This window comes from Streptomyces sp. 135 (genome assembly GCF_020026305.1).
Classification (GTDB): domain Bacteria; phylum Actinomycetota; class Actinomycetes; order Streptomycetales; family Streptomycetaceae; genus Streptomyces.
Window position 1 is genome coordinate 4,500,322 of the sequence record NZ_CP075691.1, and the last position, 11,970, is coordinate 4,512,291.

Genomic DNA, 11,970 nt, shown 5'->3' on the forward strand with positions numbered 1-11,970 from the left:
TCCAGCATGAGTGACGTACGCGAGAACCTTACGTACGAGAAGTTCGGCGGCGCCGTGCGCGAGCTCGCGCAGACCATCGCCGATGACGGGTACCAGCCGGATGTCATCATCTCCATCGCGCGCGGCGGTGTCTTCGTCGCCGGCGGGCTCGCGTACGCGCTCGACTGCAAGAACATCCACCTCGTGAACGTGGAGTTCTACACGGGCGTCGGGACCACGCTCGAGATGCCCGTCATGCTCGCGCCCGTGCCCAACGTCATCGACTTCACCGACAAGAAGGTGCTGATCGCCGATGACGTCGCCGACACCGGCAAGACGCTGAAGCTCGTGCACGACTTCTGTCTCGACCATGTCGCCGAGGTGCGGTCCGCCGTCATCTATGAGAAGTCGCACTCGCTCGTGAAGTGCGAGTACGTGTGGAAGCGCACCGATGAGTGGATCAACTTCCCGTGGAGCGTCGAGCCGCCCGTAGTGAAGCGGGCCGGTCAGGTTCTCGACGCCTGACCGGGGTCGTACGTTTATGAGGAAGGGCCCGGTGGACGTTCAGTCCGCCGGGCCCTTGCCTCGTCGCGGCGCCGCTAGAACGTGCCCAGCTTGACGATCGACAGGATCGCCAACAGCTGGATCGAGGCCGCGCCGAGCGCCTTCGGCCACGGCAGGTCGTGGGACTTGCTCACCATGGTCGTCAGCAGCGCGCCCGCCGCGATCCAGGTCGCCCAGCCGAGCAGCTGGACGAAGGGCTGGCCGCCGCCGAAGAACATCGCCACGATCACCCGCGGCGCGTCCGTCAGCGACATGATCAGCATGGAGAGGCCGACCGTCGGCTGCCAGGCGCCGTCACCGCCGAGCTGGCGGGCCAGGGTGTGCGTGACCACTCCGAGGACGAAGGCGCTGATGGTGATCGCGACGCCGGTGGTGAGGACGTACGGGACCGCCGCCGAGAGCGTGGCGTTGATCGCGTCGGAGCGGGCGTCGTCGAAGCCGAAGATCGCCAGCAGGCCGTAGAGGAACGTGACGACGACGGCCGGAGCCCACATCGCGTAGTCCCGCATCTGGAGGAAGGTCGGGCCCGGGCGCAGCACGATGCCGCGCAGCAGGTCCTTCCAGTGCAGGCGCGGTCCGATCGGCGCCGCGGGGGCCTGGCCCGCGCGGTAGGTGTCGCCCTGGTTGTAGGGGTCCTCGCCGATGGAGAAGGCCTGGGTGTGCCCGGGGTTGTTGGCCGCGTACGGGTCGTAGCCGCCCTGGGGGGCGTGGCCCTGGTCGCCCGGGCCGCCGAAGTACTCCGGCTCGCCGTGACCGCCGCCGGCCTGCGGCCACTGCTGGCCGCCTCCTCTGCCGGGCTGCGGGCCACCGCCTCCGTACTGGGGGCCGGCACCGCCGTACTGGGGTGCGCCGCCGCCGTACTGCTGCGGGTTCGGCGGCGCGGGTGGGTAGCCGTACGGCTGCTGCTGCCCTTGGGGGGCCTGCTGTCCGTACGGCTGCTGCCGCGGTTGTTGTTGCGGTCGCGGGGCGCGGTTGTCCCGGCCGCGTCCGATCCTGAATCCAGCCACGAATCGAACGTACCTGGTCTTACGGAGTGCGGTCGTCCCTCCTTGGGAGGAGAGAGGCTTTGCGGCCGACCTGTGACAACCCCTAAGGGAATCCCGCAGGGGTCGCCACGGGCCGGCCGCGGCGGCGCGGACCAGGCCGCTCAGCGGGCCAGGACCGCTCCGTACGCGTACGGGTGTGAAGAGGCGGGCAGGCCGATGGACTTCGGCGTGATGGCCGTGACGCCGGACGCCGTCACGGAGGGCAGCTCCCAGACGCCGCCCGCCGAGGCGTTCTCGCCCGGTGCCGCGACGGACAGGTCGGGGCGGCCGTCGCCGTCGTGGTCGGCGGTGAGGAGGGCCGTGCCGAACGCGTCGCCCTTCTCCGCGACGCCGGGGATGCCGGGGGAGTCCTGCTGGTACGCGACCGCGCTCGCCGCCCCCGACGCGTCGAGGATGCCCTTCGCGCCGCCCTTGAGGACCGTGACGCTCCCCGCGCGGGCCGCGCTGCCGATGGCCTCGCCGGGGGCGCCCGCGATCAGGTCGTCCTTGCCGTCGCCGTCGATGTCGGCGGCGGCGAGGGCGTTGCCGAAGTCGTCACCCGTCTCGGCGACGCCGGGCACGCCCGGGGTGTCCTGGTTGAGGGTCTGGCCCTCCCATATGAGCCCGCGGCTGCTCCCGTAGTGGATGTGGATGCCGCCGCCCTTGGCGAACCGCTCCGGGCCGCAGGGATCGTCGATGTTCTCGTCGGCTATCTCGCGGCAGTTGCCGAGTGCGAGGTCGTCGTGGCCGTCGCCGTTGAAGTCGCCGGCGGCCAGCGCGTTCGCGGCGCCGTTGTCGCTGTTCCAGTACCCGGTGAACCGGGACACGTCCGTGTTGTAGCTGTAGAGCTGGATGTGGGACTGCGTGTAGGGCTGGTTCTGCGTGTAGTACGCGATGGCCAGCTCGGGACGGCCGTCGGAGTCGAAGTCGCCGGTCGTCATGACAGGGGCGCGGCCGCCCATGCGGTCGGCCATGACGGGCTCGGTGCGTGCCGCGAACGGGTTGAGGTTGGCGACGACCTTGTCCTTGCCGCCGATCGCCAGGTCGACGTCGGTGTCGCCGGTGAAGTCGGCGGCGGCCAGCGACATGCCGTACGCGTCGCCGGCCTTCTCGCCGCGGGCGGCGGTGTCGGCCAGGGCGAAGCCGTCACCGGTGCCGTACAGGACGGTGACGGAGCCCGCGTCCGCCTTGCCGTCGATGTCCTCGCCGGGGGCTCCGATGACGAGGTCGGCGTACTTGTCGTCGTCCACGTGCGCGGTGGTGACCGCGCCGCCGAAGAGGTCACCGGTCTCGGGGGTGCCGGGCACCTCGACGGTGGCCTGGGTGATGCGGCGTACGCCGCCGGAGCCCGGGCCGTCAGCGCCGCCGAAGACGACGCTGACGTAGCCGGCCCGCGCCTTGCCGTCGACGGTGCCGGAGGGCACGCCGACGGCGAGGTCCGCGTAGCCGTCGCCGTCGAAGTCACTGGTCAGGGGCGGGCGTTCGGAGGGCGCGGCGGAGGCCGCGGTGGCCGTGAGGGGGAGGGCCAGGCCGGTGGCGGCCAGCGTGGTGGCCGCGGCGAGGGCGAGGGTGCGTGTGCGTATGCGTGTGCGCACGGAGGCTCCAGTTCTTGCGTGGTCGAGTCTCAGGCCCGAGGCGGTTCCCTGAGGGCCGCCGGGGACGATGACGACCGGGCCCGCGCGTGGTGTGCGGGCCCGGCGGTCATGGCAGGGGGGAGGTCAGTCCGCGAAGTTGTAGCCGAAGTTCGGGGTGCCCTTGGCGGAGATGCCCACCGTGGAGGTGTAGACGCCCGCCCCGCCGGACAGCGTGCCGTCCGCCTTGGAGTCCAGGAGGTAGAGGGCGCCGTTGTCGGAATTCTCGCCGGCCGCGCCCACCGCGATGTCGCCGCGGCCGTCGTCGTCGAGGTCGTCGATGTGGACGTCCGAGCCGAAGAAGTCGTTCGTCTCGTTGGAGTTCGGGACGCCCGGGGTGTTCTGGCTGAGCAGGACGGAGCCCGCCGTGGAGAGGCCGGAGCCGTCCGTGGCGCCGTAGATGACGGTGACGGAACCCGCGTCGGAGACACCGTCCAGGTCCTCGCCGGGGGTGCCCACGACGAGGTCGAGGTGGCCGTCGCCGTTGATGTCGCCGAGGTCCAGCTCGTTGCCGAACGAGTCGCCCTTCTCGCCCGCGCCGGGCACGCCCTCGGTGTCCTGGGTGATCACCTGGCTGCCGCCGTAGGGGCCGGTGGACTTGCCCTTGACGACGTAGACGGTGCCGCCCTTGTGGGCGCCGTCGATGCCGTCGTCCCACGTCATGCCGATGACGATGTCGCCGTACCCGTCGCTGTTCGTGTCGCCCACGTCGGTGATGACGCCGCCGGGGAGCCGCTGAACGCCGGTCGTGGTGACGCCGTTCGCGCTGCCGGGCAGCCAGAGGTTCGCGTTGTCGCCGCCGGCGACGGAGTAGCCGTCGACGATCAGGTCGTCCTTGCCGTCGCCGTTGATGTCACCGGAGTGCAGGTTGAACGGGCCCGCGCCCTCACCGCTGTGGATGGGCGGCGTGACGGTGTAGTGCTTGCCGGTGCCGCCGGCGCGGGTGAAGCCGCCCTCGTACACGTCGATGGTGGCCGCGCCCGAGCGGGAGCCGATGGCGAGGTCGTCCTTGCCGTCGCCGTCGAAGTCGCCCGCCTGGATGGGACCGCCGAAGAAGTCGTGCTTGGTGGGGCGCGGGTCCTTCAGCGTGGTGCCGCCGGACAGGCCGTTCTTCGAGCCCCACAGGATCTGTACGGTGCCGCCGTCGACGTCGGAGCCGACGTCCTCGCCCATCGCGGCCACCGCGAGGTCGTCGTACCCGTCGCGGTTGAAGTCGCCGTACGCGCTGTCGACGCCGAAGCCGTCACCCTTCTCGGCGGAGCCGGGCACGCCGGGGCTGTCCTGGCTGTACGTGGTGTGGTGCCGCTCGGCGCCGCCGTACGTCACGGTGACCTGGCCCGCCCGGTCCTTGCCGGCGACGTGGGCGCCCGAGGCGGAGGTGGCGAGGTCGGCGGCGCCGTCGCCGTTGAAGTCGGCGTCGGGCTGGGTGGCGCCGGCGGGCGCGGCCGAGGCGGTGCCCGCCGTGGCGGCGAGCAGTCCGCCGGACATCGCGGCGGCGACGGCCGTGGCCGCCGCGAGGCGTATGCGGCCGGGTCCGGCGTCGGTGGTGCGCTTGTGCTTGGCCATGCGATTCTCCTGCGGCATGCGGGGATGCCTGGCGGGCACCCGCGGTCAAATGGGCTGCGGAACCAGCGCGTTCACCGGGCATTGGCCCTGACGTCACGCTGTGGTCGACGAAGGGGAGACCGTCGGAGGAGGGCAAGGGTTGTATGGGGGCGGGGAGTTGGCAGAGGTTGCCGGGTTTGGTGGGAAAGGGAAATGCCGGGCGGAGGGGAGAAGCTCCGGTCCGCCCGGCGCGTGAGGTCGTGGGTTCGGTGACGCCGCCGGCGGTCTACCGGCCCAGCACGGCCCCGTACTGCGTGACACCCGAGAGTCCCAGCTTGCCCGGCGTCACCGAGGTGACCGGCGGGTTCGGGCCGTCCTTGGGGGTCGGGGCGTACCAGACGCCGCCCTTGCCGTCCTCGCCCGGCGCGCCGACCGCGTGGTCCGGGTAGCCGTCACCGTTGTAGTCGCCGGTGGTGACGGCCGCGCCGAGGCGGTCGTCGGCCTCGGCGGTGCCCGCCACGTCGGTGGAGTTCTGGTTGAAGGAGGGGCCCACGAACGCCTCACCGGTGCCGAGCGAGGCGAGGACCCAGTAGGCGCCCGCGCTCTTGGCGGTGCCGATCGCCTCCGTGTCGGCGCCGACGATCAGCTCGTCGATGCCGTCCCGGTCGACGTCGGCTGATGCCAGGTGGGCGCCGAAGTTGTCGTCGGCCTCCGCGTCACCGCCGACCGACGGGCTGCTCTGCGTGGTGCAGGAGTCACCGCCGTCACCGAGCTTGCCGCCCTTCTTGCCGTACACGGTGAGGACGGCGCCGCCGAGCCGGTCCTCGCAGGCGGCGGGGCCCTCGGACTCAGGGTTGGGCTGGACACCGCCGATGGCCAGGTCGGTGGTGCCGTCGCCGTCGAAGTCACCGGCGGCCAGAGCGGTGCGGCTGGTCTCACCGGTGCCCCAGATCGGCTCCCACTCGCCGGACGCCCGGCTGAGCACCCTGGTGCCGTTGGACTCCCCGCCGCCGTATGCCAGGGCGATGTCGTCCCCGCCGTCACCGTCGAAGTCGCCGCTGGTGACGACGGTCGGGCCAGCGAAGTGCCAGCCGTCGATCCGGGACAACGCGGCGGGCGAGCCCGCGGTGAAGGGTCCCGGCCGCATCGCGAGCGAACTCGTCTCGTCGCTGTGCGTATTGAGGGCGATGTCCTTGTCGCCGTCCTTGTCGAAGTCGCCGGTGGTGAGGATTCTGCCGAAGCCGCGGGACTCGTCGCTCCCGGAGACCGCGGTGAAGCCGCCCTTGAAGCCGCTCGCGGAGCCCCACACGACCGCGACGCTGCCCGCGTTCGCGGCGGTGCCCATGTCCTCGCCGGGGGCGCCGACGACCAGGTCGGCGTAGCCGTCGCCGTTCATGTCGTTCGAGTCGACGGCCTTGCCGAACTCGTCGCCCGCCTCGGCCGTGCCGGGCACGCCCGCGGTGGACTGGCTGACCGTCGTCGAGCCGTGGCCGCCGAGGCCGTTCACGCCGCCCCAGACCACGCTGACGTAACCGGCCTTGGCCTGGCCGCCGACCGTGGCGCCGGGCACGCCGACCGCGAGGTCCGCGTAGCCGTCGCCGTTGTAGTCGGCCCGCGGCTTCGCGGGGGCGGCGGCGGCGCTGCCCGCCGTCAGGCCGGTCAGGCCGAGGGCGGTGGCGGCGCACAGCGCGCCCGCCGCCATGAGCTTGTTGCGCGCGGCCGTGCGCACGTACTGAGTCACTGAGAGGTCTCCAGCCGGATGAGAGGGAAAGGTGGCAAGGCGCCGGTGTCAGCGCAGCGTGTGGCCGAAGCCCGCGTCCACTGCGCCGACGCCGAAGTCCTCGCCGTTGAAGGAGGCGGCGTATGACGAGGTCAGGCCCGTCGCCGTGCCGCGCAGGACCCAGACGGCGCCGACGTCCCGCGTCGTGCCGATGTCCTCGCCGGTCGCGCCGGTGGCCAGGTCCGCCCTGCCGTTCTTGTTGATGTCCTTGAGGCGTACGGACGTACCGAAGTGGTCGCCCGGCTCGGCGACGCCGGGCACACCCGCGGTCTCCTGGTGCCAGGCCTTGCCCGCGGCGAAGGAGCCGCCGGAGGAGGTCAGGAGCGTGACGCTGCCGGTGCCGGCCACCGTGCCGACGCTCTCGCCGGGCGCGCCCACCGCGAGGTCGGGGAGGCCGTCGCCGGTCACGTCGCCCGCGGAGACGGACGCGCCGAAGCGGTCGTCGGCCTCGTCGGCGCCGGGTACGCCGGGGCTGTCCTGGTCGTACGTCACCGGCGCACCGAACTTCGCCGCGCCGCCGAGCCGTACGGTGACCGAACCGCCCTTGCCGCCTCCCCCGGCGCGGGAGTTGCCGGTGATGAGGTCGGCGTAGCCGTCGCCGTCGACGTCACCGGCGGTGGCCGCGTCCCGGGTGGCGGTGGGGTCGTCGCCCTCGGCGATGACCTCGGCGCCGTAGCCGTAGTCGCCCGGGCCGCCGCTCATGTGGGCGGTGTAGGCGCCGCCGTCCGCGCGCTCGCCGTACAGGACGAAGCCGATGCCGTCCCTGTGCCGGAAGTTGCCCGCGACCATGCCCGCCAGGCGGACGCCCTCGGGGAGGAAGTCGAACTCCAGGCCGAGCGGGCGGCTGAGGTCGCCGTCGTCGCCGTAGAACCACCAGTTGTCGCCGCTGATCACGGCCAGCTGCGCGGCGCCGTCGCCGTCGACGTCGGCCCAGGTGGTGGCCTCGCCGAAGCGGCCCGCCGTGCTGTCCGGCGCGTTCACGGCGACGCCGCCGGAGGTGAAGCCGCCCTTGCCGCCCCAGAGGATGGTCAGGGAACCGGAGGGCCTGCCCTCGGCCTGCTCACCGGGGGCGCCGACGATCAGGTCGGCGTAGCCGTCACGGTTCACGTCCCCGGTGGTGACGTTCTCGCCGAACTCGTCCTCGGGCTCGGTCACGCCGGGCATCCCGGTGGAGTCCTGGGTGAGGGTGGTGGCCCGCTCGGGGGCGACGCCCGACGCCGAACCATAGGTGACGGTGACGGAGTTGGTGCGCGGTGAGCCGATCGCGAGGTCCCGGTAGCCGTCGCCGTTGAAGTCGTCCTTCAGGGCGGAGGGGGCGGCGCTCGCCGGACCCGCGACCGGCAGCGTCAGCCCCGTCGCCGCGAGGGCCGCGACGGTGGCGGTGACCGCCAGGCTTCTTACGCGCACGTGTCCTCCCGGAAATGGGCTCAGAGTGAGCCTTTGGGCAAGGCTTCGCTTCCGGGTGTGTGACTCGCGAGGCGTACGAAGGGTTGTGCGATGGAAGCGGCACGGTGACCGCCGGGTGAACAGGGCTGTCTCAGCGGCGGCCGACCCGCACCCCCACGTCGTCGGAGGTGAAGTGCCGCGCCTCCTTCGGCACGAACCCCTTCGGCGTACCCCGCAGCACCACGAAGTCCCCGTACGGACGCCCGTACTTGTGGGAGTGGACGATCACGTCCCGGCGGCCGTCCCCGTCCACGTCCAGCAGGTCCAGTGGCCCGAAGCTGAACTCCTCCAGGTCGCCGGGCAGGCCGGGGTCGTCCCCTCGTACGGTCTGCTGCCCCTCCGTGGCGGGCCCCCGCGCGCCCGCCGGGAAGAGGAGCAGCCGGTCGGTGTCGGTGAGGCTGAAGCCGGGCCGGGCCGCCACCAGGTCGGGCTTCTCGTCGCCGGTCACGTCGCCGAGCATCGGCGAGCTGCCCCACCAGGTGCCGCTCCCCGTCAGGACCCGGGGGGGCCTGGCGCGGCCGAGGCCCGCCTTCGACCCGTGGATGACGGTGAGCTTGCTCCGGGCACCCGCGCCCTCGACGTGGTGCTCGCCGTTGGCCACGAAGTCGTCGACGCCGTCACCGTCCACATCCCCGGCCACACCCTGGCGCGGTCCCTCATAGGTGGCCATGGAGCCGAGGCCGGGCGGCACGGGATCGCTGTTCCTGAGCCCGCCGGGGCCGCCCTGGTAATAGTCGATCTGCGGAGGACGGCCGGTGGGCGGGTCGTCGTTCTGTTCGTAGTCGTCGCCGTTGAACGGATACGTCAGGACCACGTCCGTACGGCCGTCGGCGTCGTAGTCGCCCGCGACGGCCTGCCGGGGGCCGGTGTGGCCGCCGGGGACGGTGGCCGTGCGCGCGGCAGTGCCGGCACCGCGCCGGAAGGGGCCGTACAGCGTCGTCCTGCCGTCGAAGAGATCCGCGGCGCCGTCCCCGTCGAAGTCGCCCGCGGCGGCGGGCCGGAACGCCTCCGCCTCGATGGGCCGGCGCCCGGACAGGCCACGCGGCCCGCCGTACAAGACGTACGTGCCCCGGGCGAACTTGTCGCCGTCGGCATAGGTGGCCAGATCGGTGAAGCCGTCACCGTCCAGGTCGGCGCGCAGCAGCGGTCCGAACGCCGTGTTGCCGTCGCTCGTGCCCGCCGGCAGGCGCTGCGACCAGTCGGGGCGCAGGCCCTTCGCCGAGCCGTAGACGACGGTGAGCGTGCTGCTCAGGTGCTTGTCGCCGTCCTTGTCCTTGCGGGTGGAGACCAGGACGGTGGCGAGGTCGTCGTACCCGTCGCCGTTGAAGTCGCCCGGCGCGGGGTCCTCGGCGGCCTTGCCCGCGGGCGGCCGCCCGAACGTCCGCCCGCCCTCGTCGTCCGTGCCGCCCTGGCCGAGGACACCGCATCCGGTGAGCAGGGACGCGGCGCAGGCCCATGCCGCTCCAAACCGCGCCCACCGGCTCGTCGGCTGTCGCTCAGGGATCTCAGGGACCTCAGGGATCTCAGGGATAGGGACTCCTCGGTCGAAAGGCGTCAGGCCGGTCCCGCCCCGAAGGGCGGAACCGGCCTGGGCACGGTACTGCGGCGGTTACTTGACCGGCTCGGGCTCCGGCGCGTCCGCCGACTCCTCGTCGCCCGCCGGGTCGACCGGCGTCTTCACCGAGTCGAGCAGCAGCTGCGCGACGTCGACGACCTGGAGGGACTCCTTCGCCTTGCCGTCGTTCTTCTTGCCGTTGACCGAGTCGGTCAGCATGACCAGGCAGAACGGGCAGGCGGTCGACACGATGTCCGGGTTCAAGGACAGCGCCTCGTCGACGCGCTCGGTGTTGATGCGCTTGCCGATCCGCTCCTCCATCCACATCCGGGCACCACCGGCGCCGCAGCAGAAGCCGCGCTCCTTGTGGCGGTGCATCTCCTGCTGGCGGAGGCCGGGGACGGCGGACATGATCTCGCGCGGGGGCGTGTAGACCTTGTTGTGGCGGCCCAGGTAGCAGGGGTCGTGGTACGTGATCAGACCCTCGACCGGCGTCACCGGGATCAGCTTGCCCTCGTCGATGAGGTGCTGGAGCAGCTGCGTGTGGTGGATGACCTCGAAGTCACCGCCGAGCTGCGGGTACTCGTTGGCGATCGTGTTGAAGCAGTGCGGGCAGGTCGCGACGATCTTCTTCGCCGACTTCGGCTTCTTGGTCTCCGGATCGTCGTCGTCCTCGCCGTACGCCATGTTCAGCATCGCGACGTTCTCCTGGCCGAGCTGCTGGAACAGCGGCTCGTTGCCGAGGCGGCGGGCGGAGTCACCGGTGCACTTCTCGTCGCCGCCCATGATCGCGAACTTGACGCCCGCGATGTGCAGCAGCTCCGCGAAGGCCTTGGTGGTCTTCTTGGCCCGGTCCTCCAGGGCGCCCGCGCAGCCGACCCAGTAGAGGTAGTCGACCTCGGTGAGGTCCTCGACGTCCTTGCCGACGATCGGGACCTCGAAGTCGACCTCCTTGGTCCACTCCACGCGCTGCTTCTTGGCGAGCCCCCAGGGGTTGCCCTTCTTCTCCAGGTTCTTGAGCATCGTGCCCGCCTCGGACGGGAACGCGCTCTCGATCATCACCTGGTAGCGGCGCATGTCGACGATGTGGTCGATGTGCTCGATGTCCACCGGGCACTGCTCGACGCAGGCGCCGCAGGTGGTGCAGGACCACAGGACGTCCGGGTCGATGACGCCGTTCTCTTCGAGGGTGCCGATGAGCGGCCGCTCGGCCTCCGCGAGAGCGGCGGCGGGGACATCGGCGAGCTGCTCGGCCGACGCCTTCTCCTCGCCTTCCATGGTCTTGCCGCCGCCCGCGAGCAGGTACGGCGCCTTGGCGTGCGCGTGGTCGCGCAGCGACATGATCAGGAGCTTCGGGGAGAGCGGCTTGCCGGTGTTCCAGGCAGGGCACTGCGACTGGCAGCGCCCGCACTCGGTGCAGGTGGAGAAGTCCAGCAGGCCCTTCCAGGAGAACTGCTCGACCTGGGAGACGCCGAAGGTGTCGTCCTCGCCCGGGTCCTCCCAGTCGATGGGCTTGCCGCCGCTGGTCATCGGCTGGAGCTCGCCGAGTGCGGTGGAGCCGTCCGCGTCCCGCTTGAACCAGATGTTGGGGAAGGCGAGGAAGCGGTGCCAGGCGACGCCCATGTTGGTGTTCAGGCTCACCGTGATCATCCAGATCATGGTGGTGCTGAGCTTGATCATGGCGGCGAGGTAGACGAGCGTCTGCAGCGTCGCGACGCTGAGCCCCTTGAAGAGCAGGACCAGCGGGTACGAGGCGAAGTACGCGGCCTCGTAGTGGTCGACGTGGTGCAGGGCGCCTTCGAGGCCGCGCAGGACGTAGATCGCCAGGCCGATGGTGAGGATGACGTACTCGACGAAGTACGCCTGGCCCATCTTTGAGCCCGCGAAGCGGGACTTGCGGCCCGGGCGCGAGGGCAGGTTCAGCAGCCGGATGACCATCAGCACGGCGATGCCGAGGGTGGTCATGGCGCCGATGAACTCGATGTACATCTCGTACGGCAGGAAGCCGCCGAGGACCGGCAGCGTCCAGTCGGCCTGGAAGAGCTGGCCGTACGCGGTGACGATGGTCGGCGGCAGCGTCAGGAAGCCGACGGCCACGAACCAGTGGGCGAAGCCGACGATGCCCCACCGGTTCATCCGGGTGTGACCGAGGAACTCCCTGACCAGCGTCACGCTGCGCTGGTACGGGTTGTCGGTCCGGTGGCCGGCGGGCACGGGCTGTCCGAGTTTGAAGTACCGGACGAACTGGCCGATGGCGCGAGCGAGCAGCGCTACGCCGACCACGGTCAGGACCAGCGACACGATGATCGCGGCGAGTTGCATTCGGGGGCTCCTCGGGCCTGCGAGGTGGTGATTACTAAGCGGTAACTTATGCAGTCCGTCTGAGACTACCCACTTACTCCGCCGCACTGTAGCCAGCAACCCGGTGATCTGCGTCGCTCAGGC

The 11,970-nt window shown here is 71.5% G+C and carries 8 protein-coding genes; 1 reads left to right on the forward strand and 7 read right to left on the reverse strand.

Annotation, left to right across the window (positions count from 1 at the left end):
• Nucleotides 1-6 precede the first annotated feature (6 nt).
• Nucleotides 7-504, forward strand: coding sequence for a phosphoribosyltransferase (locus KKZ08_RS20250; RefSeq protein ID WP_223775799.1), 498 nt, complete (start codon nt 7-9; stop codon nt 502-504).
• Nucleotides 505-578: 74 nt separating this feature from the next.
• Here KKZ08_RS20250 and KKZ08_RS20255 read toward each other — a convergent pair whose 3' ends face one another.
• The 7 genes from KKZ08_RS20255 to KKZ08_RS20285 form a co-directional block, all read right to left on the reverse strand.
• Entirely contained in the window at nt 579-1,550 is a 972-nt protein-coding gene (locus KKZ08_RS20255) for a Yip1 family protein (protein ID WP_223775800.1), read from the reverse strand.
• Nucleotides 1,551-1,690: 140 nt separating this feature from the next.
• Complete coding sequence (locus KKZ08_RS20260; RefSeq protein ID WP_223775801.1) at nt 1,691-3,163, reverse strand: FG-GAP repeat protein; 1,473 nt, start codon at nt 3,161-3,163, stop codon at nt 1,691-1,693.
• A 123-nt stretch (nt 3,164-3,286) separates the two neighbouring features.
• On the reverse strand, nt 3,287-4,687 hold the full coding sequence (locus KKZ08_RS20265) for an FG-GAP repeat protein (protein WP_223779123.1): 1,401 nt from the start codon (nt 4,685-4,687) through the stop codon (nt 3,287-3,289).
• 343 nt (nt 4,688-5,030) lie between these two features.
• Nucleotides 5,031-6,485, reverse strand: coding sequence for an FG-GAP repeat protein (locus KKZ08_RS20270; RefSeq protein WP_223775802.1), 1,455 nt, complete (start codon nt 6,483-6,485; stop codon nt 5,031-5,033).
• Between the two features lie 48 nt (nt 6,486-6,533).
• Nucleotides 6,534-7,931 (reverse strand): FG-GAP-like repeat-containing protein, encoded by a 1,398-nt coding sequence (locus tag KKZ08_RS20275; protein ID WP_223775803.1) that lies wholly within the window; start codon nt 7,929-7,931, stop codon nt 6,534-6,536.
• A 130-nt stretch (nt 7,932-8,061) separates the two neighbouring features.
• On the reverse strand, nt 8,062-9,027 hold the full coding sequence (locus KKZ08_RS20280) for a VCBS repeat-containing protein (protein WP_223775804.1): 966 nt from the start codon (nt 9,025-9,027) through the stop codon (nt 8,062-8,064).
• 552 nt (nt 9,028-9,579) lie between these two features.
• Entirely contained in the window at nt 9,580-11,847 is a 2,268-nt protein-coding gene (locus KKZ08_RS20285; protein WP_223775805.1) for a (Fe-S)-binding protein, read from the reverse strand.
• Between the last annotated feature and the right edge of the window lie 123 nt (nt 11,848-11,970).